The 19692-nt window shown below is 57.5% G+C and carries 18 protein-coding genes; all 18 read right to left on the bottom strand.

The window, feature by feature from the left end:
• Positions 1 to 26: 26 nt before the first annotated feature.
• From JJL52_RS08525 to JJL52_RS08440, 18 genes are read right to left on the bottom strand one after another with little or no spacing between them, the layout of a single operon-like run.
• A complete protein-coding gene (locus tag JJL52_RS08525) occupies positions 27 to 2123 on the bottom strand; it encodes a polysaccharide biosynthesis protein (RefSeq protein WP_202051983.1) in 2097 nt (698 codons plus the stop codon).
• The gene (locus tag JJL52_RS08520) at positions 2120 to 3142 is read right to left on the bottom strand and encodes an MraY family glycosyltransferase (RefSeq protein ID WP_202051982.1); all 1023 of its coding nucleotides are present in this window, start codon (positions 3140 to 3142) and stop codon (positions 2120 to 2122) included. Before JJL52_RS08520 ends, JJL52_RS08525 begins: the two co-directional genes overlap by 4 nt.
• Positions 3139 to 4125, bottom strand: a complete 987-nt coding sequence (locus JJL52_RS08515; protein WP_202051981.1) for a UDP-glucose 4-epimerase family protein — start codon at positions 4123 to 4125, stop codon at positions 3139 to 3141. The genes JJL52_RS08520 and JJL52_RS08515 overlap by 4 nt, the downstream gene beginning before the upstream one ends.
• On the bottom strand, positions 4122 to 5249 hold the full coding sequence (gene wecB / locus JJL52_RS08510; RefSeq protein WP_202051980.1) for a non-hydrolyzing UDP-N-acetylglucosamine 2-epimerase: 1128 nt from the start codon (positions 5247 to 5249) through the stop codon (positions 4122 to 4124). Before wecB ends, JJL52_RS08515 begins: the two co-directional genes overlap by 4 nt.
• A complete protein-coding gene (locus JJL52_RS08505) occupies positions 5242 to 6252 on the bottom strand; it encodes a polysaccharide biosynthesis protein (RefSeq protein WP_202051979.1) in 1011 nt (336 codons plus the stop codon). The genes wecB and JJL52_RS08505 overlap by 8 nt, the downstream gene beginning before the upstream one ends.
• Before the next feature lie 21 nt (positions 6253 to 6273).
• Entirely contained in the window at positions 6274 to 7137 is an 864-nt protein-coding gene (locus JJL52_RS08500; RefSeq protein WP_202051978.1) for a dTDP-4-dehydrorhamnose reductase family protein, read from the bottom strand.
• Entirely contained in the window at positions 7134 to 8372 is a 1239-nt protein-coding gene (locus JJL52_RS08495; protein WP_202051977.1) for a glycosyltransferase family 4 protein, read from the bottom strand. Before JJL52_RS08495 ends, JJL52_RS08500 begins: the two co-directional genes overlap by 4 nt.
• A complete protein-coding gene (locus JJL52_RS08490) occupies positions 8369 to 9514 on the bottom strand; it encodes a glycosyltransferase (RefSeq protein WP_202051976.1) in 1146 nt (381 codons plus the stop codon). The genes JJL52_RS08495 and JJL52_RS08490 overlap by 4 nt, the downstream gene beginning before the upstream one ends.
• Positions 9511 to 10470, bottom strand: a complete 960-nt coding sequence (locus tag JJL52_RS08485) for an NAD-dependent epimerase/dehydratase family protein (protein ID WP_202051975.1) — start codon at positions 10468 to 10470, stop codon at positions 9511 to 9513. Before JJL52_RS08485 ends, JJL52_RS08490 begins: the two co-directional genes overlap by 4 nt.
• 59 nt (positions 10471 to 10529) lie before the next feature.
• On the bottom strand, positions 10530 to 11555 hold the full coding sequence (locus JJL52_RS08480; RefSeq protein ID WP_202051974.1) for a glycosyltransferase: 1026 nt from the start codon (positions 11553 to 11555) through the stop codon (positions 10530 to 10532).
• Positions 11556 to 11599: 44 nt separating this feature from the next.
• Positions 11600 to 12262 carry a sulfotransferase gene (locus tag JJL52_RS08475; protein ID WP_202051973.1) on the bottom strand — a complete coding sequence of 221 codons (663 nt, stop codon included), beginning with the start codon at positions 12260 to 12262 and terminating at the stop codon, positions 11600 to 11602.
• A gap of 23 nt (positions 12263 to 12285) precedes the next feature.
• Positions 12286 to 13731, bottom strand: a complete 1446-nt coding sequence (locus tag JJL52_RS08470; protein WP_202051972.1) for a lipopolysaccharide biosynthesis protein — start codon at positions 13729 to 13731, stop codon at positions 12286 to 12288.
• A gap of 45 nt (positions 13732 to 13776) precedes the next feature.
• Positions 13777 to 14016, bottom strand: a complete 240-nt coding sequence (locus JJL52_RS08465; protein ID WP_202051971.1) for an acyl carrier protein — start codon at positions 14014 to 14016, stop codon at positions 13777 to 13779.
• A gap of 3 nt (positions 14017 to 14019) precedes the next feature.
• Positions 14020 to 14958, bottom strand: coding sequence for a ketoacyl-ACP synthase III (locus tag JJL52_RS08460; protein ID WP_202051970.1), 939 nt, complete (start codon positions 14956 to 14958; stop codon positions 14020 to 14022).
• On the bottom strand, positions 14955 to 15557 hold the full coding sequence (locus tag JJL52_RS08455; RefSeq protein WP_202051969.1) for a hypothetical protein: 603 nt from the start codon (positions 15555 to 15557) through the stop codon (positions 14955 to 14957). The genes JJL52_RS08460 and JJL52_RS08455 overlap by 4 nt, the downstream gene beginning before the upstream one ends.
• A 22-nt stretch (positions 15558 to 15579) precedes the next feature.
• The gene (locus tag JJL52_RS08450; protein WP_202051968.1) at positions 15580 to 16527 is read right to left on the bottom strand and encodes a hypothetical protein; all 948 of its coding nucleotides are present in this window, start codon (positions 16525 to 16527) and stop codon (positions 15580 to 15582) included.
• Positions 16528 to 17700 (bottom strand): DegT/DnrJ/EryC1/StrS family aminotransferase, encoded by a 1173-nt coding sequence (locus tag JJL52_RS08445; RefSeq protein ID WP_202051967.1) that lies wholly within the window; start codon positions 17698 to 17700, stop codon positions 16528 to 16530.
• A complete protein-coding gene (locus tag JJL52_RS08440) occupies positions 17697 to 19691 on the bottom strand; it encodes an acyltransferase family protein (protein WP_202051966.1) in 1995 nt (664 codons plus the stop codon). Before JJL52_RS08440 ends, JJL52_RS08445 begins: the two co-directional genes overlap by 4 nt.
• Between the last annotated feature and the right edge of the window lies 1 nt (position 19692).

The following is a 19692-nucleotide window of genomic DNA, read 5'->3' as shown; positions in this document are numbered from 1 at the left end:
ATTTTAAAGCCTGTATAGTATGACTGTCACAGATTTTTCTCTGTTTCATCGGGCAGTGCCTCCTCAAATTTATTCTCTGCCTGATTTTCGAGCCTCTCCTTGTAATTGCCGGGGAGAGGTTTTTTTTTGCCTGCTTCCTCCCTATTATCCATCCCGGCTGTGGCCTGGGCCTGTTTCCAGAGCAGGTCTTCGATTCCGCATTGCGGCGCAAAACCCGACACTGCGCCAAGCAGGATTTCCCGGATTTGCCCGTGGTCGTCTTGCTCCGCCGCTTTTTCCAGGTAAGCCAGGCGTCCGGACAGATCGTCCCATGCAATCACATGCTCTTCGGCGCGCATGATGCGCGGATGATCGGTTTCGGCCACGTTGTCGCCGATCAGCAGTTCTTCATAAAGCTTCTCGCCGGGCCGAAGCCCGGTAAAGCAGATTTCGATTTCGCCGTCCGGATGCTCCTGATCCTTGATTTCGAGGCCGCTCAGATGAATCATCCGCTTGGCCAGATCGAGAATGCGGACCGGTTCGCCCATGTCGAGCACGAAGACGTCGCCGCCGCCGCCCATCGCGCCGGCCTGAATGACCAGTTGCGCGGCTTCGGGTATCGTCATGAAATAACGAATGATATTCGGATCGGTGACGGTGACCGGACCGCCGCGTTTGATTTGTTCCTTGAACAACGGCACGACCGAGCCGGACGAGCCGAGAACGTTGCCGAAGCGGACCATTGTGAAGCGGGTGGACTGCCGAACGGAGGGGGCGGCGCTGAAGGCCTGCAAGATCAGTTCGGCGAAGCGTTTGGTCGCGCCCATCGTGTTGGTCGGGCGCACCGCCTTATCGGTTGAGATCAGCACGAAGGTTTCGACCTTTGCCGTTACGGCCGCTTCGGCCGCGCGCAGCGTGCCGAATATATTGTTGCGTATCGCGGCGATCGGGTTATGCTCGACGATCGGTACGTGCTTATAGGCGGCGGCATGGTAGATTGTCTGTACCTTGAAAGTTTCGCAGACTTTGGTTAGGCGCGGCGCATCGGTTACAGAGCCTAGGATCGCATAGATCGGCGTTCTTTCGTCCTCGCCGTCGCGGGAGGCCAGCAGTTGCAGCTCCCGTTCGATTGCGTACAAGGCATATTCGCTCAGTTCGAATAATACCAGCGCGGAGGGATTCAGCGCGACGATCTGCCGGCACAGCTCGGAACCGATCGAACCGCCTGCGCCGGTCACCATGACCGTTTTGCCGGCGATATTCGCGTGCAACAGAGCGGGGTTGGGCGTCACCGGATCCCTGCCCAACAAATCCTCGATGCCGACTTCGCGGAGGGTATCGAAAGTGATCTTGCCTTCGGCGATTTCGGATAAACCCGGCATCGACATCACATGTACCGCATAGGGTTCGAGCTTCCGGATCAATTCGCTTTGGTGTGATTTTTTAACGGACGGTATCGCCAGCAGGACGCTCGAAACTTCGTAGCGGCCGATCAGGTAACTTAGCGCCGAAAACGGATAAATTTTGAGTCCGTGGATTTTGTGCTTGTGCAGCGACGGATCGTCATCGATGAAGGCGACCGGTTCGAATTCGCGGCCCAGCGCCAGGGCCGAGGCCAGTTGCACGCCGCCGCTGCCGGCGCCGTATATCAGCACCTTTTTTTTCGGCTGCGGGGGGAAGTGATGCCCGCCGCTGAGCCGGGTATACGTGTCGCCGAGCCACCAGCGTGCGAAAAACCGGCTGCTGCCGACCAGCAGGGCCATGATCAGCCAGTTCAAGATAGGCACCGTGCGCGGCAGGTTGCGGATGCCGCTCTCGTAAAAAACGAAAGGCAGAGAATAAATGACCGCGAAGGCGCCGGCATAGAGCGTGACCGCCTGCACGATTGTCCATAACGCCTTCATTTCGATATAACGGATGATCGCCCGGTACAGGCCGAGGCGAATGAAAATCGGAACGGCCAGCACGGGTGCGACCGCGATCAGCATCCACTCGATATTGCGAGGGACGAACAGCACGCCCCAGCGCAGCGAAAAAGCCGACCATAAAGCCAGCATCGCGAACACAACGTCTGCGCAAATTAGGATCAGGGCTTTCCGGGAGCGGGGTTGCCCGATAAACCAATGTGCCAGCCGGGATTTCATCGGGATTTCTCCTCCCCGCCCGCGTTGAATTTGATCGCGGCCATAAGCAGCGGCAGGTAGGCCAGGGCGACGCCCACGATGCCGTTCAATAAACCGAGGCCGATCAAAGTCGCCAGCGGCAGAAGCCAGAATAAATTGACCGTGCCGACGAATAAACTCACGGTTTTGTGCGAGCCGTAACGGCGCGCCGCGAATTGATAGGCGTGGCTGCGGTGCGCCTCATGCAGTCTTTCGCCGCGTTGGAAGCGCCGCCATAAGGTCCAGGTTGCGTCGACGATGAACACGCCCAGAAGGCACAGCCAGCTCCAGAAAAGGGCTGGATTCAGCCAGGCGGCTTGCAGCGAGATCAGGCCCAGGACGATGCCTAAAAAACCGCTGCCTGCATCGCCCATGAAGATCCGGGCGGGCGGAAAATTCCAGAACAGGAAGCCGGCGGCTGCCGCCGCGAGCAAGGCCGGTTCCAGCCAGGCGCCGTCAGGGCCGGTCAACAGGAACAACAGCGTTCCGCCCAGGCAGGCCGTGATCGCTTCGATGCCCGCGATGCCGTCGATGCCGTCCATGAAGTTGTATAGGTTCAGCAGCCAGACCAGATAGAGAAGCCCGAAGAGGTGGCCGAATCGGCCGAGATCGACCGATTGCCCGAACAGTTGCAGCGGCGGAAAGCCGCCCAGCCAGTAAAGGCCCCAGCCCGCGCCGGCAAAATGCGCCAACAGCCGCCAGCCGGCCGGGATATGGCGATGATCGTCCAGAAAACCGATGAAGGCGACCCAGACGCCGGCGCCGGTCAGGGCGAGGCTCTGGTTTACGGTCAACACGCCGAGTGCTGACAGGACTCCGGTGCCGATTAAAAAAACCGCCACGATCGCCATGCCGCCGCCGCGCGGCGTCGGCAGTGTATGCGAGCTGCGCCGGTTCGGAATATCGATCAGGTTCGTGCGCAGGGCGTAACGGCGAATCAGTCCGGTGAACAGGAACGCGGCCGCGAGAGCTGCGAAAAGTAAACCGCCGGTTTCTATCAATTTCGGGCTCCCAAATAATGCCGGGCAGTGTCCTGCAGGGCCTGGTCGATAGCTACCGGGGGGTGCCAGCCGAGCTGTTCGCGCGTTTTGCCGATGTCCAATTGCAATGAGCCGCAAAGCTTCTGGATTGCCGCGGTTTTGCCGGCGCATTGGGCGGCAAAATGCAATAATCCGACCGGTACGCCCAATAAGTACGCTTTTTTGCCTATCGCCGCCGCGGTGCGTTTCAACAGTTCGGGCGTGGAAAGATCCTCGCCGTCGCTGGCCAGAAATGTCTGGTTGGCGGCCGAAGGGTGGTCGATGCAGGTCATGATCAAATCGACCAGATTGTCCACCGCGACCAGGCTGCGTTTGTTCCGGATGGAAGCCAGCGGCAGCGGCAGACCTTTATCGAGCCAGCGCAACAGCGTCAAAAAATTTCCCTTGACCCCGGGGCCGTAAACCAGGGGAGGGCGGATAATCACGAAATCCATGCCGGAGTGCCTGCAAGCTTCGCGCAGGCCGTCTTCGGCTTCGCGTTTGGAAATGCCGTAAGGGTCTGCCGGAGACGGATGGTCCTCCGCACGAAACGGGCGTCCCAAGAGCGTCTGCTCGCCGTTGACCTTGATCGAGCTGATGAAAATGAAGCGTTTGATACCCGCCTCTAGCGCCTGTCCGGCCAGATTCAATGTGCCGTCGACGTTGACTTTGCGGTATTCGGCCAAGGAATCGGCCACGGTATCCTGCATCACATGGGCGCGTGCGGCAAGATGGACGACCGCGTCGATGCCTTGTAATGCGTCCCGCCAATCGGTGTCTGCCGCCAGATTGCCGGTTTCGAACACTTCGGCGCCGCCCGTCCGGTCGAGTTCCGCCGTGCGCCGCACCGCAGCCCGGACGGAAAACCGCCGATCGGACTGCAGTCGCTTGATCAAAGCGCTGCCGATAAAACCGTTGGCGCCGGTAATCAAAATGTTCGATTTGTCTGCGCGAGAGGTTCTCATGGTTTCGACCAGACGGTACGGTTGACGTAACCTGTGTAGCTTAACACCACTCTGACGATCTGTTTCGAGACTTCGCCCGCCTGGTAATCGGCTACCTCGGGAATGATCCGGCGCGTCCGGTCATGCTGGCCGGTTACGGTCCGGACGGCGTCCAGCACGTTTTCTTTCTTCAGGCCGCACATCACCAATGTGCCGACATCCATCCCTTCCGGCCGTTCGTGCGTCTGGCGGAGCGTCACGGCAGGCAGGTTCAGCAGCGAGGCTTCTTCGGTGATCGTGCCGCTGTCGGACAATACGCAGAACGCCGCCATCTGCAGGCGGATGTAGTCCAGAAAACCGAACGGCTTCAGCGTGCGGATCAACGGATGCTCCAGCGACTCGCCGAGCGCTTCCAGGCGCTTGCGGGTGCGCGGATGCGTCGACACGATGACCGGCAGTTGATAGGCCTCGGCCAGCGCCTTTAGCGTTTCGAGCAGATCGCGCAGGTTTTCCGGGCTGTCGACGTTTTCTTCCCGGTGCGCGCTGACGATGAAGAATTCGCCTTCCTGGAGCCTCTCGCGCGCCAGCACGTCGGATTGCAGGATCTTCGGCCGGTAATAATCCAGCACTTCTCGCATGTGCGAGCCGGTTTTGATGATCGTCTCGGGCCGGATGCCCTCGGCGATCAGGTAGCGGCGGGCGTGCTCGGTCAGCACCAGGTTGATATCGCTCAGATGGTCGAGCACCTTGCGGTTCAGCTCTTCCGGCACGCGCTGATCGAAGCAGCGGTTGCCCGCTTCCATGTGGAAGACCGGGATTTTGCGCCGTTTCGCGGCGATTACCGCGAGGCAGGTATTGGTGTCGCCGTACAGCAGCAGGGCGTCGGGCATTTCCTTCGCGAACACCTCGTCCGCTTTCGCGATCACGTCCGCAATTGCCTGGGCGGCGGTGTCGCCCGCAACCCCGAGAAAATAGTCCGGTTTCCGGATTTCCAGGTCGTCGAAAAACACCTGGTTCAATTCGTAATCGTAATTTTGCCCGGAATGCACGAGGATATGGTGCGTATACCGGTCGAGTTCGGCGATCACCCGGCTCATCTTGATCAGTTCCGGGCGCGTGCCGATCAGGGTCATCACTTTAAGCATCGAGTTCCTTCCTGATGTAGTCCAGCGTCATCAGCAGATGTTTGATTTCGGCTACGTTCAGACGCCGGGTGTTATGCGAGGTATAGTCGTCCAGTTCCGAAATATGGGCCTCGCCTTCGACGAAATATTTGTTGTAGTTCAGGTCGCGGTTGTCCGCGGGAATCCGGAAGTAGCGCGCCATGTCTTCGGCCTTGGCCATTTCCTCGCGCGAGATCAGCGACTCGTACAATTTTTCGCCGTGGCGCGTGCCGATCACTTTCACCGGTGAGGCGCTGCCGAACAGTTCCTTTAGTGCCTGGGCCAGATCCGCGACCGTCGAGGCGGGGGCCTTCTGCACGAAAATGTCGCCCTGCCGGGCGTGCTCGAACGCATGCAGAACCAGATCGACCGAGTCTTCCAACGACATCAGGAAGCGGGTCATGTTCGGGTCGGTCACGGTAATCGGCTCGCCTTTCCTGATCTGGCTGACGAACAGCGGAATCACCGAGCCGCGCGAGGCCATCACGTTGCCGTAGCGGGTTGCGCAGACCACCGTGCCCGTCTCCGGAATCATCCGCGAGCGGGCGACCATGATTTTTTCGGCCATCGCCTTCGAGATGCCCATCGCATTGATCGGATAGACCGCCTTATCGGTGCTGAGTACGACCACGCGTTTGACGCCGTTGGCGATCGCCGCATTCAACACGTTCTCGGTACCGATCACATTGGTTTTGACCGCTTCCATCGGATAAAACTCACAGGACGGCACCTGTTTCAGGGCCGCGGCATGGAAGATGTAATCGACGCCGGTCAAGGCCTCGGAAACGCTGGTGTAATCGCGGACATCGCCGATATAAAACTTGACCTTGTCGTTCGCCAGCGCGATGCGCATGTCTTCCTGTTTTTTCTCGTCGCGGCTGAAAATGCGGATTTCCCGGACGTTCGTGTCCAGAAAGCGGTTCAGCACAGTATGCCCGAAAGAGCCGGTGCCGCCGGTAATCATCAAGACTTTATCATCAAACATCGGTGTGCCCGGTAAACTCCGTCATCCAAAATTCTTCATCATCATAATCAGTTCCGGCCAGGCGGGCGGGGCATAGCCCGCGGCTTGCCGGAAGCGCGTCGAGTCCAGCGAACGGTCGATGCGTACGGCGTCGTCCGGTACGATTTCGATCGTTTTCCCATAGGCCTCGGCGACCCCTTTCAGCAACGCATATTTGTCGATCGGCGCGGCCGAAACGTGATACAGGCCGGACAATTCCGGATTCGGAATCACGAAATCGCGCATTATCCTGGCCAGTTCGACGGTCGGCAAGCCCGAAAAGACGGCATTCCGATAACCTTTCACGCGGCCTTCCTGAGACAGGAACCAGTCGACCAGGCCGACATGGCCGGACAGTTCGCGGCCGATGATCGAGGTGCGTAGGGTAACTGCATCCGGCACATCATGCAGTTCGCCGATGTATTTGGATTTGCCGTACAGGTCCTCCGCATCGGAAGGATCGGTTTCAAGGTACATGCCTTGGCGGCCGGAAAAGACGCAGTCGGTGCTGACATGGATCAGGCGCGCGCCGGACAATGCGCACAATTTCGCCAGCCGGTGCGGCAGCATCGCGTTGATCGGCAGGGCCGCCAGCGGGTCTTTCGCATCCGCCAGTTGCTTGATCAGGCCGATGCAATTGATCACCACGTTTGGGCGGATTTTCTCGAAAGCGCCGACCAGGGTGTCGAAATCGAGCACATTCACGTTCGCGAGCAGATAAGGCTGCAACGCCTCCGCAAAAAAACGCCTGCCCGCAGGGCTCTGGAGCGTACCCCAGACCTGCAGCCCGGGATCGCCCGACAAATACCTGAATACCGCATTGCCGAGCATGCCGGTGGCGCCGAGCACCAGGACTTTCCCGCTCATTTCCGTATTTCCTTTATTCTTTGATTAAAAATTTCGACCAACCGCTGCGTTTGCGCCGCCATTTCGAACTGTTCGAGAAAATAAGCGCGCCCGGAGCGGCCCAGCGCGTCGCGCTCGGCATCGTTCATCGCATACAGTTTCCGGATGCGCTCTGCCAGCGCTTCGGCATCTTCGGCCGGGCAGGTAAGCCCTGCGCGGGCTTCTTCCACCACTTTCGCGCCTTCGCCGTCCAGCGCGGCGATGATCGGCCGGCCGGCGGCGAGATACGCTTGAATTTTGCTCGGAATCACGCAGGAAAAAATCTCGTCGTGCTTCAACGTAACTAAGAGGCCTTTGGCGCGGCGGAAGATCGGTCCCATCGCTTCCGGCGGAAAGCGGCCCGCCAGCAGCAGATTGTCTAGCGCTTTTTCGGTTTTTTGCCGTTCCAGCCAGGATTGCATGCTGCCGCTGCCGACGATGACCAGCTTCAGGTCCGGAAGATGCCGAAGGCGTTCCGCGGCGCCGACCAGCGTGCCGAGCGACTGCGCGGTGCCGAGATTGCCGGCAAAGACCAGACAAAAATCGCTTTCGAGCGTATCGAGCAGACGTTCGGGCACGAGTGCCTCATCGGCAACCGTTTCGCTTTTATCCTCGAAAGAGTTGGGATAATAAACGATTTTGTCTCTCCGTGCATAACGTGCGACCGGTTCGGTAAAAGCGCGCGACTGTATCAAAAGCGTGTCCGATCCCGCATAAATGCCTTTTACGAGCCAGCCGATCATCTTCAACAGCCACGGATTGCGGATAAATCCGGTGGCGCTGACGCTTTCCGGCCACAAATCCTGTATCCAGACCGCCAGATGCCCTCTTTTCAGCCATTTCAGCAGAATCGCCGGAATCGCCTGGGTAATCGGCGAAATCGCAAACACCAGGATCGCATCGAAGGACCTGCCGCGCAGCAGCCAGGGTGCATGGACCAGTCCGGATACCACGAACGACAGGTAATTGGCCGCCAGGCGCAGGCCGCCGCCTTTGCCGCGCGGCAACAGCGGCACGCGGATCACTTCGACCGCTTCGGCGTAGCGTTCGCGCTGAATGCCTCCAAGCCGGTAACCGTCATAAATCTTTCCCTGCGGATAATTGGGCTTGCCGGTCAGCACGGTCACCTGGTGGCCTAGATCATTCAGGTGCCGGACCAGATCGTTGATGATGAAGGCTTCCGGGAAGAAGTATTGGCTGACGAGCAGTATCTTCATGGGCCGGCTGGTGTCGGTAAGATCATGCGGTACAGATTCACGTACTCCTGTACGATATAGGGCCAGGTGTATTTTTGCCGGACCAGTTTCTGCAGTTCCGCGGCACTCCGGTCGAGCAGGCCCGGAGTCAGCAGCAGGCGTTCCAGGCCGGCGGCGATGCCTTCGGCGGTGGCGGGCGTTTCCAGGCCCGGATCGATCGCGGCGATTTCGGAAAACCCGCACTGGTCGGTCAGCATGGCCGGAACGCCGCAGATGCCCGCTTCCAAAACGACGATCGACATCGCTTCCTGGCGGGACGGCACCGCGAGCAGGCGGGCCGCCCGGTAGGCCGCCGCCTTGTCCCGGCCGCCGACCAGCCCCAGAAAATGCACCCGTTCCGCGATCCCGGCCTGACGCGCCGCGTCTTCAAGCCCGGCCTGCATGCCCTCGTCGGGACCGGCGAAAACCAGATGGTAATCGGGAATCCGCTCCTTCAGCGAAGCGAACGCCTGCAGCAGCAGGTCGGGGCCTTTGATCGGGCTGAGCCGGCCCATAAACAGAATGAACGGTACGTCCGGTAATTTTTTTGCGCGCCGGAATTCGGCGGTATCGACAGTCGGAAAGTCCTCCGGACAAACCCCGTTCGGAATCACCGTGATCCGTTCGGACGGCACGCCGTAGCTTTCGAACTGGGCGAATTCGGCCGCCGTGACCGCGATCCAGCCGGCGGCATGACGGACGATCGCCCGGCCGACGAGCAGATTGTAGAGCCGCTTCAACGGCTTCGAGCGCCCGAATAGAGGCAGCGCCCCGGCCGGACAGACCACATAAGGTTTCCGGGCGCGGCGGGCGGCCCAATAAACCATCGCATTCAGCACGCCCCAATGGTTCATCAGGTGTACGATGTCCGCCTCGTCGACCACTGCCTTGATTGTCCGCCAGCGTATCCGCGGCAGATGGAACCGTGGCCAGAGCAGGGGAATAGCCACCAGGCGAGCCGGTTTCAGCGCTTCGATACGGGCCGCATCCAGACCGCTGTCGAGGGTCAGCACCGTGCAGTCGATGCCTTCCAGCGCCAGGAAGCGGCTCATCTGGAAGGTGCGTTCGGCGGTGCCGCCGCCTGTCCCGGAGCTCAGGGATGAGTTGACGTTCAGGATCTTCATGATCGGCTATGCGCCTGCGTTCGGTACCAGGCCGCGTAATTCGCCAGACCCGTTTCGAAATCGACCGGACTGTTGAAGCCGAAGGCTTCGAGCTTGTTTTGCGAATAATTGCAGCGCGGATTGATATTGTTTCTGCCCAGGGCTCGCAGCAGCAGGCTCAGCAAGCCCAGCGGCAGCGGCAGCCTCGGCAGCGGATAATCGGGTACCCGGAGAGAATCGATCAAGTAGCGCTCCACGTCGGCAAAGTTATTGTTCGGGGCGGCGTCGTCCGACACGATGAAGACCTCGTCCTTGAGCGGTTTTTCGCACCGGATTAGATAATCCAAGGCCGCAACCGCGTTGTCGATATGGACCAGATTCATCCGCCGCCGTCCGAAAAGGCAGGACTTCAGGTAATTGCGCGACCGGCTCCCGTGCAGCAGATCGGCGGCCAGTTTTTTCAACGGTTCCGCGCCGGGGCCGAAAACGGCGGTCGGGCGGATAACGGCCGCGTCGAAACGGCCTTTCGCCGAGGCCAGAATCGCCTGTTCGACCTTCAGCTTGGTAATCCCGTATTCGGTGATCGGCCGGCAAGGCGTCTCCTCGGTAATCCGGTCGTCCGCGACGCGGCCGGAAACCGCGGCGGTGCTGCAATGGATCAGCCGGCCGATGCCGGCGGCAACGCAGGTATCGAGCAGATTGCGGATGACTTGGAGATTGCCTTGTTCGCCGGCATCCCATAGATAAACCAGGTTGACCACCGTACAGCCGGGCTCGAGCAGGTCTTGCAGAGAGTCCGCATCGTTCAGATCGCCTTGAACGACCTCGACCTTTTCGGGCCATTCTACAGCGGTCGGCTTTTCGGATTGCGGCCTGGCAAGCACCTTGATCCGAATGTCTTCGGAGGATGCCAGCGAGGCAATCAGATGTCTTCCGATGTAGCCGCTCGCGCCTGTGATGGCGATGGTCTTGTTCATCTATAAAAGCGTGGTTCCAATGATTGAGATGGCCGCAGGCCCGTCCTTTTGCCGTTTCCTTACCGGTTGAAAACGGCTCGACGGATCCGGTTTTTCAGTAAAACGCACAGTTGGCCGACAAAAAGCGCGCGGCTTAACGACCAACTGATTTTCATAAAGCCGAAGGCGTCCTGCAGATATTTCTGTTTGAGAAATAACACAGCAACGGAGAAGGCTTGACGCGCTTTGGCCTTATCGATGCTGGCGGAATAGCGATGACCGGTGCAGCGGTCCAGCTCGGAAAGGCAGCCCAGCGTTCTTTCGGCATGAGCAATAATCTCGTTTCTGTCTTTCCGGGCGAGAGAGGAGCTCCAGGAGCCCGCGGTAAAACACCGGTAAACGGCCATTGCGGTGGGCAAATACAGGGCTCCCCCGGATAAGGCGCCGAAAACCTGATAATAATAATCGCCTACCGGCGCGCTTCGGTAAAACCAGTCAGGCAATTGCTCGAATAGTGTACGCTTTAAAACCAGGGAGGCCGTCGGGCAAAAAGCCCCGTCCGCGGCAATAAGGGTTTCCGCCGGAATGATCGATAGCTGGTCCGCGTAATCGGCAACGGGCGTTAATTCTCCGCCGGGATGCAATACCCGTGCGGCGTGAAAACTGATCCCGCATTCCGGGCGCTTGCGCATTTCGTCCAGCTGGCTTTGCAGTTTCGCGTCGTCGGTCCAGAAATCATCGCCTTCGCAGATGGCGATATACGGCGCCTTCGCGTAGCCGACCGCCAAAGGAATGGGCTTCTTGCCCAGCCGGTACTGGTTGACGCTTTGGAATACCGGTTTGATCAATTCCGGATACGCAACGGCATAACGTTCGATCAGACGGCGCGTGTTATCGGTAGAGGCATCGTCGTGAATGACGATTTCGAACGGGAAATCGGTCTTTTGCAGCAAAAATCCCCGGATCGCGTCCTCGATGTAGCGTTCGTGGTTGAACGCCGTGCACACGATACTGACGAGCGGCTGATCCGATGTCCACGATGAGCGGATTTCGGATTCGCCGGGCAGCTTTTTTTCTCTGAATTCGGCAATGCTGAAAGGGTTCACGAATAAATCATTATCGATGGGATGGAGAGAGCCGCGGCGCTTTTTTATTTCGAAGAGTTGGCATGGGGCATCGTTTGCCCGTTATAAGGGTAGCCCAAAAAGTTCAGCAATTTTTCCATCGCATCGGCTTGGGAAATATCCAACACCAACAGGTCGTCCGGCCTGTCTTTGAAATAATCGATCACCGCCCGGTTATGTTCTTCATAGCAGCGGGTGTACAGTTCGCGGTCGTACAGCGACGATTCGTTTGCACCATAGCGGAGTTTCTGTGCATCCCAGAGAAAGCCGGGATAGCGGTAATCGTATTCCCGAAGGTCCGCGGCGGTCGGAATGCGGCTTTTACCGACCAATTTGCTGTGAAAACGCACTAAAGACTCGTACCACTCGTCGGCATTATTGCGTACGGTCAAAATAAATTTCGAGCCGGGATAGGCGGCATCGAGCGCGCGATAGGTATCCGGATAACTGAAAGGGATATCCTGGAAAGCTTCCGCCCGGCGGCAGTAGCGGATAATTTTTCGAAAATCCCGTTTCGCCCAGTCGTGTAGCAGCAGCTCCGCCTTTCCCTGGTCGCCGACCCTGAGTCCGAGTGAGCGAAAAACTTCGGCGATCGAGGTCGTGCCTGTTTTGTTCGCACCGATGCAGAATATCTTTTTTCTTGTGAAAAAAAGACATTTCCCCAGTTGAGTCTTTAAAAAACCTGTCATATTCATCCGGTCATTTTTTCCGGTCAGCTTTGCTCGCTGCGTCTTCTGACCAAGCCGATAATTTCGGAAAGGGTATTAATACGGGCCGCATAAGCGATGGCGGTATAAATCAGGCCGCCCAGCGAAATGCCGAGTATCAGGTCGAGATAATAAACCAAGTCGGAGTGACGCAACGCCAGCCATACCGAGGCACCCGCGAATGCGCCGAGGCTCAGGCTGGGCAGCAGGTCCCGTACCTGTTTCAATACGCCGTAATTCAGAAAAACCCGGCTGTAATAGGCATTGACGACCAATGAAAACAGGGAGGCCGCGACTTGCGCCCAAGCGATCGCGATAATCCCGTAAAAACTGCCGATCACGGTCAGGCTGATCGACACGGTTTTTTTTATCAGCATGATATTAAAAAACAGATCGGACCTTCCCTGCGCCATCAGTACGTTCGTATTCAGGATATGCATGGGCCATAGCAGGGCGCTGATGCCGAGTACCTGCAGAATTGGGGCGCTGGCCAGCCATTTTTCCCCGAACAGGGTCTGGATGATCGGTTCCGCCAGCACGATCATCATCAGCGCCAGCGGAATATTGACGAACATGACCAGACGCTGGGCTTTGCGGAACGCCCGGGCCAGTTTTTCCTTATCTTCCGCCAGGGAAGAAAAAGTCGAAAAAGCCACCCGATTGATCACCAGCATGATGAAATTGACCGGCAGTAACTGGGTTTTTTGCGCCCGGTCGTAAAAACCCACTTCACGAATCTGGTAAAACTTGCCGATCAGCAGTGAATACAGATTCGTGTGAAGAATGTCGACGAAAGAAACGATCAGCAGGTAGCCGCCGAAGCGGAAATACGAACGCAGGGAGCTCAGACTGAACGTCCGCAGCGGCCGCCAGGCATGCCATTTCCACAGCAGAAGAACCGATAACAGGCTGGTTGTAACCGTCTGGATCGCCAGGCTCCACACGCCGAATCCCTGAAGCGCCAGGTAAACGGCCAGCCCTCCCGACAAGGTGGAGGCTATCCCGCCTATCTTCGCGACCAGTTTGAGGTTCAGTTCCTTGGTCAGCAAAGTGGTATGGATCGACCCGAACGCATTGATAAACACATTGGCCGCCATTACGTAGGTGAGCGGGCGCAGGATCGGCTTATCGAAGAGCAGCGCGATATAAGGCGCGAGCGCGCACAGCGTCAGCAGCACGATAAGCCCCATGCCCAAATTGAAAAAGAAGACGGTCGACTCGTCGGTATGCGTAATACGTTGCCTCTGGATCAATGCCGAACCGAATCCTCCGTCGACGAAAACGTTGGCCAGGCCGACGAATAGGGCGAGCAAAGCCATTGTGCCGAAATCCTCGGGCGACAAAATCCGCGCCATCACGATCAGGATAACGAATTGCGACCCTTGCCGCAGCAGTACGTCGACGGCGCTCCACAGCACGCCGCGCGTTATTTTTTGCTCGAATGCCGACATCCGGGAAGATCGAGGGGAAAACAGATGAATCGGTGGGCAGTGAAGTTATTCAGGCAGCTTCTGCAGGTATTGGATAATGTTGTCTATCGTATCGAGCCGGTCCAGATCCTGATCCGGAATATGAATGCCGAATTTTTCCTCGATGCCGAGATACACGCTCATCATTTCCAGGGAATCGATACCGGCTTCCTTGATTAAGTCCGTGTTTCCTTGAATCGCCGAAACGTCGGCCGACAAGCCGGCATTTTCCAAGATCGAGATAATGTCCTGTTGAGTTGCATGCATGGATTATTTTCCTTTATTCACTTTAAATAAAACCGTACTGGCCCACGACAAGCCGACGCCGAAGCCGGCAATCACGACCGTGCTGCAGGAAGCGTTGCCAGGGTCGCTTAAAATCAGCGGAATCGAGGACGATACGGTATTCCCGTAGTCGGCCGCGACAAACGGCGCTTTGCGGTCTTCGACGGCGAGTTTCTTTTTGATCGTATCGACGATATATCGGCTGCCCTGATGCAGCGCAAACAGGTCGATATCCTCTACAGTCAAGCGGTTGGATTCAAGCATCGCCAGAATATTTTTCGGCACGACCGTGGCGGAAAACGAAAAGACCGCCCTGCCGTTCATCTCCAATTTGCCGTCCGGGGTGCCGATTCGAATGGAAGCGTGTTCCTTGCCTTGCGAGCCGAATAAAAACTTGCCGGTGGTCCAGACCGGGTCGTTACCGATCAGCGTCGCCGCGGCGCCGTCCCCGAACAGCAGACTGGTATTCTTATCCTCCGGATTCACGATTTTCGAGTAGGGGTCGGCCGTAAACAGGACGCCCGTGGTAAAACCGTTGGCCTGCATGAAGGCCTGGATCACCGATAGGCCGTACACGAAACCGGAGCAGCCGAGCGATATGTCGAACACCGCGCACGACTCGGGCAGGCCCAGTTTGCCGTGCACGATGGCCGAGGTATGCGGCAGGCCCCGGTTGTCCGGATTTTGGGTGCAGACGACCGCGCATTCGATCCGGCCGGGCTGAAGTCCGGTTTTCTGCTGCAGATCGTAGAAGGCTTTGCAGCATAAATCGGAAGTATCCTCGTCTTCGGCTTTGACTGCGCTGCGCAGCGCGCCGGTTTTTTCGGTCAGAAAGGTTTCGTCGATTTCGAATTTTGCGGTTTTCAGCCGGTTGTCGATCCGTCCGGAGGGAATATAGGTGCCGATCGCCTGTATGCCAATCATGATTTCACCAGGGAAAAATAAAGATTGCCGAGTTTTTGCCCGTTCGCCAGGATTTCGCTTTTGGTCAGGCGGTAGTTCATGTTGTGTTTGAAGTGCAATTCCAGATGTTGGCGCTCCGCACAGCCCACATCGAGGTCGATGCGCGTGAAGATCCATTTGCCCGCCGCATCGGGAAACAATCGCTGATGCATGTGCTTGTTCATCGACACGACGGTTTCGATGAAGGTGAAAGGGCTGGGCCGGGTCAGGCTGATCGTCTCTCCCTGCCATCGGCATAAGGCGATCAGGCTGTCTTCATCATAATCGCCGCGTTTGCCGGAGTCCTCGGCCGTGAGCGGCTTGAGCGCTATCCAGTAGGGGACGCCGCCGGCTTCAAGCTGGCAGCGTGCATGGATGTCCGGAATGCGGCTCAATTCCTCCTTATCGTTCGTCGAATAAAGCGCGCAAACCGGCGAGCTGACGAATTGATGGGCGAGAAAACGAATATTCCGCAAATCTTCGGGCGGATACCCCAGATCCACCATCGCATTGAAAAGGTCGGGCCCCTGGATATAGTTCCGGGCGCCTTTGAATTGAAATTCGACTTGTCTGATCTGCATGATAAATGCTTCCGGATGAGGTTTATCGATCGGGGCCCGCTTTAACGTCGGGCAGGCGGCGCGCCGGGTTCCCGAAAACCGAATGGTTGTCGGGCATGTCGTTCACTACGACCGATCCCATGCCGATCGAGCAGTCCCTGCCCACATCTAAGTTATCGCGGACGCAGACGCCCAGGCCCAAGGTGCTCCGCTCGCCGATGGCCGTATTGCCTCCTATCATGCAGCCGACCGACATCCAAACCTTGTCTCCGATTTGCGCGGCATGGCCTACATTGGACAGGTTGCCGATCACCGCGTCCCGCCCGACCCGGGTGGCATTCAATACGCCCCGCGAGATCACGCAGGAAGCGCCGATTTCGGCATGGTCCCCGATGATGACGCCCGCAAGATGCGGAAAGCGGAGTACGCGGCCGTCTTCCGCCTTGTACAGGGCAATGCCGTCGGTGCCGATTACCGTATTTTCGCGGATCGTGACCGCGTTGCCGATGGACGCGCCTTGCTTGATCACGCAACCGGCGGCGACTTGGGTTCCGTCGCCGATAGAGACGCCTTCTTCGATCACCGCGCCGGGATGGATACGGGCATTGGGATGAATGCCGGGAGCCGCCTCGATGAGGGACGAAAACGGCGCAAAGCCCCGGGCCGTGCGGATGCGTTCGAGGCAGTCGATAAACATCGCGCGCGGATCTTCGGTGACGATCAACGGGCAGCCGGGTAATAACGGGGCAATTTGCCGATTGGTCATCACGACGGCCGATTCCAGTTTAGCCAGCGACTCGGGCGGCGGAGGCCGGTCTACGAAGCACAAAGCGCCGGATGCGGCGCTGCGCCCGTTGGTGACGCCCAAAACCGGCCGATCGTCCTCACTGCCGGTCCGGGTTTCGAACAGAACATCCGGGCCTACGGTCTTTTTTGCCAGCGCGATGAGCTCGTTCAGTAAAAAAGTCTTGGTAAATCGTATCAATTCCATTTATTGGCCCGCTATCAATATCCGTATGATCGCGCAGATGGCGATGATGTCTTGTTCGTCGACCGCGGTGCCGGTCGGCAGCACAATGACTTTGTCCGCCACGGTGATCGTATTCGGCAGCGACAAGCCGGCATCCGGGTAAAGATCGCGGTAAGGCTTCATTTGATGGCAGCCCGGCCAGAAATATTTGCGTGCCAGGACATTTTCGGCATGAAGCGTTTCGATGATTCTATCACGATTGACGGGGCAGCCCGTGCCGACTTCGATGACCACGTATTGAAAATTCCTCCGTTCGCTCTCGTCGAAACCGAGCAGAGTGATGCCCGGCAGTCCGGCGAGTTCCTGCCGGTAATGTTCATAATTACGGCGGTTGATTTCGATGACTCCCTCGATCGCATCCAGATTGACCAGTCCCATCGCCGCGGCGATTTCGATCATCTTGCCGTTGGTGCCGGAATAGACGACATTGTCGAAACCGGCAAAACCGAAATTGCGCATCAGCCGCATCGTTTCGGCCAGCGCATCGTCGTTCGTGGCCACCGCGCCGCCTTCGAAGGTATTGAAGAATTTGGTCGCATGGAAGCTGAATACTTCGCAGCGTCCGAAATTGCCGATCATTTGCCCGCGGTGCGAACAGGCAAAGGCATGCGCCGCATCGAACAGCAGGTTGAGCCTGAACTCGTCGGCGATTTCTTGAAGTTCTTCAATCGGCGCGGTATTGCCCCAGAGATGGACGCCGATGATGCCCGTCGTCTTCGGCGTGATCATCCGTCGCACCGCTGCTGGATCCAGCGCATGGGTTTTCGGATCGATATCGGCGAAAACCGGGGTGATGGCCTGCCATTGCAACGCATGCGCGGTCGCGATGAAGGTATAGGACGGCACGATCACTTCGCCTTCAAGCTCTAGCGCCCTGATTGCGATTTCCAGCGCGACGGTGCCGTTGCAGATCGCGACGCAGTGCTTTACGCCCAGGAAATCGGCAATCCGCTTTTCCAGTTCCTGCACCAGCGGGCCGTTATTGCTGAGCCAGCGGCGTTCGAAAATGTCCGACGCCAATTTCATAAAATCTTCCCGACTGCCGATGTTCGGGCGCCCCACATGCAGGGGGGCGGTAAAACAGGGAGGTGCGCCGTTGATTGCCAGGTCTTTTGAAGAGGTGAGCGTTTTCATCCAGGGAGGCCGGGAGGGATTTCTTGAAAAAAGTCTGAGAACAGGTCGGACAGGAAGGAGGCACCGTAGATGCTCAAGTGGTCGTCATCCTTGTACAGCGAATAGCCGTCTTTCTCCATCAGGCAACGCGTCCGGGCGCAGAGCGCGGAGGCGACGTCCACGACTTTGAACGAATAAAGCGGATCCAGTTCGTCAACGATCCTGCTCATCTTGAACTGCCGTTTTCGGTAATCTTCGAGGGTAGGCGCCGCCCCGGATACGTTATGTCCGAATAAGCGCTCTCTTGCCAGCGTCGACGGTACATTCCAGCCGATTTCGGGGACTTGGTTGACGAAAACCGCCCGGATCCCTCGATCGGTTAAAAAACGCAGGGTTTTTTCCAGACCGTTCTTCAAAGTCCGCGGGTTGCCTTTGATGCCCTCCGGAGAGATTACGACCGGCCGGCCCTGCTCGGTTCCGTATCTTGTCCCTTCCGCCGATATGGCCCAGCGCGCGACCAGGAAAACGGTGCGGATATTCGGGTTTTTTTCCAGCCACTGTTTGACCGACTCGTTAAACTCGCGGCAGCCGCGTTCGAAGGCATTGAAACGTTCGACATCGAGCAGAGGCGGACAACTGCTGTGCGAATATAATAAGCCTGTCAGCCCTTTTTTTTCGGCGGCGAGGTGTATCGATTCGGCCATCGAGAATGCATGCGAATCGCCCCAGACGATGAAGCTGATATTATCCGAAGCGATTTTGCCGATTTTACAGGTTTGTCCGCTGGCGAGCCGTTTTGACGAAACGTCGATGCAACTGCCGTCCACTTGTCTGACTTGATATGCCGCTTCGGCCAATCTGACGATGTCTTCCGGCAGCCGCCCCGGAAAACCTTTGTTGAGATGGCCGGCTAATCCGATGGAAACGAAGCCTGTCATCATGGCTCCGGCGCCCCCGAAAAGCTGTTTTTGGGAGAAGAGGCCGCTTTTTCCTCGAAATGGCCTTTCGATATATTTCCACGACAAACCTGCCAACACACATGAAGTTAGCAATAGCACAAGTTTTTCATGAATGGTGAATGGCCGTATTGCGTAATATTTTGCAAAGACGATGAGAGGCCAATGCCAAAGGTATAAGGAATAGGAGACCAATCCGACGGCTACCGCCGGTTTGCTGCCCAGCAAACGGCCGACGACGGTTCGGCCGTGCGAATCGGCATAAATGATCAAGGCCGTACCGAGGCAGGGAAACAGCGCCTTGGCTCCGGGAAAGAGCGTCTGGTCGTTGAATGCGAAGATGCCGTAGCCGATCGCGCTTAATCCCATAAGCGAAAATGCCTCTTTTACGGGCCGCGAACCGAGAGGCGGGATGACTTCGAGCGCCAGCAAAGCCCCCGTCAACAGTTCCCAGGCGCGAAAGTGCAGCAGGTAAAAGACCGAAGGCGATTGTCCATGCAGAAAATATTCGCTCAGGAAGAGGGAAATGCAGGTTGCCGCGACTAAAACGGCAAAGGCCCATCGCAAGGAAAGCCGGGTAACGAGAAAGAGCAGGAACGGATAAAACAGGTAAAACTGCTCTTCGATCGATAACGACCAGGTATGCAGCAGAGGCTTCAATTCCGCCGCTGCATCGAAATAGCCGGCCGTTTTCCAGAATAACAGGTTCGATGCGAACAGGGTGGCGGCGACCAGGCTTTGGAAAAAAGTCTGGAAATCCTTGGGCAGGAAAATGCAATAAGCAAACGCCGACGAAAAGAAGAAAACGGCGAACAAGGCGGGAAAAATCCGGCGAATCCTTCTTTCGTAAAAATCGACGTACGAAAAAGACCGGTTCCGGATGTCCCGGTAAATAATCCGGGTAATCAGGTAACCTGAAATGACGAAAAAGACGTCGACGCCGACGTAACCGCCGCCGAAGGGACTGATGTCGAGGTGATAGGCCGTGACGGAAAGTATCGCAATCGCTCGCAAGCCGTCTATATCCGGACGATAGGTGGCTGTTTTTAAGGCCATA

The sequence above is a fragment of the Candidatus Methylomicrobium oryzae genome (genome assembly GCF_016745425.1).
GTDB classification, from domain to species: Bacteria; Pseudomonadota; Gammaproteobacteria; order Methylococcales; family Methylomonadaceae; genus Methylomicrobium; species Methylomicrobium oryzae.
Note: the sequence above shows the minus strand (reverse complement) of the source record. Positions and strands in the feature narration are given on the sequence as shown.

What these genes read in the sequence shown, in the direction of transcription:
- JJL52_RS08475 (WP_202051973.1), bottom strand. Translation starts at nt 12,262, where the DNA reads ATGACAGGTTTTTTAAAGACTCAACTGGGGAAATGTCTTTTTTTCACA.
- JJL52_RS08490 (WP_202051976.1), bottom strand. Translation starts at nt 9,514, where the DNA reads ATGAAGATCCTGAACGTCAACTCATCCCTGAGCTCCGGGACAGGCGGC.
- JJL52_RS08525 (WP_202051983.1), bottom strand. Translation starts at nt 2,123, where the DNA reads ATGAAATCCCGGCTGGCACATTGGTTTATCGGGCAACCCCGCTCCCGG.
- JJL52_RS08465 (WP_202051971.1), bottom strand. Translation starts at nt 14,016, where the DNA reads ATGCATGCAACTCAACAGGACATTATCTCGATCTTGGAAAATGCCGGC.
- JJL52_RS08445 (WP_202051967.1), bottom strand. Translation starts at nt 17,700, where the DNA reads ATGAAAACGCTCACCTCTTCAAAAGACCTGGCAATCAACGGCGCACCT.
- JJL52_RS08440 (WP_202051966.1), bottom strand. Translation starts at nt 19,691, where the DNA reads ATGGCCTTAAAAACAGCCACCTATCGTCCGGATATAGACGGCTTGCGA.
- JJL52_RS08455 (WP_202051969.1), bottom strand. Translation starts at nt 15,557, where the DNA reads ATGCAGATCAGACAAGTCGAATTTCAATTCAAAGGCGCCCGGAACTAT.
- JJL52_RS08515 (WP_202051981.1), bottom strand. Translation starts at nt 4,125, where the DNA reads ATGAGAACCTCTCGCGCAGACAAATCGAACATTTTGATTACCGGCGCC.
- JJL52_RS08460 (WP_202051970.1), bottom strand. Translation starts at nt 14,958, where the DNA reads ATGATTGGCATACAGGCGATCGGCACCTATATTCCCTCCGGACGGATC.
- JJL52_RS08450 (WP_202051968.1), bottom strand. Translation starts at nt 16,527, where the DNA reads ATGGAATTGATACGATTTACCAAGACTTTTTTACTGAACGAGCTCATC.
- JJL52_RS08470 (WP_202051972.1), bottom strand. Translation starts at nt 13,731, where the DNA reads ATGTCGGCATTCGAGCAAAAAATAACGCGCGGCGTGCTGTGGAGCGCC.
- JJL52_RS08495 (WP_202051977.1), bottom strand. Translation starts at nt 8,372, where the DNA reads ATGAAGATACTGCTCGTCAGCCAATACTTCTTCCCGGAAGCCTTCATC.
- JJL52_RS08505 (WP_202051979.1), bottom strand. Translation starts at nt 6,252, where the DNA reads ATGTTTGATGATAAAGTCTTGATGATTACCGGCGGCACCGGCTCTTTC.
- wecB (WP_202051980.1), bottom strand. Translation starts at nt 5,249, where the DNA reads ATGCTTAAAGTGATGACCCTGATCGGCACGCGCCCGGAACTGATCAAG.
- JJL52_RS08500 (WP_202051978.1), bottom strand. Translation starts at nt 7,137, where the DNA reads ATGAGCGGGAAAGTCCTGGTGCTCGGCGCCACCGGCATGCTCGGCAAT.
- JJL52_RS08485 (WP_202051975.1), bottom strand. Translation starts at nt 10,470, where the DNA reads ATGAACAAGACCATCGCCATCACAGGCGCGAGCGGCTACATCGGAAGA.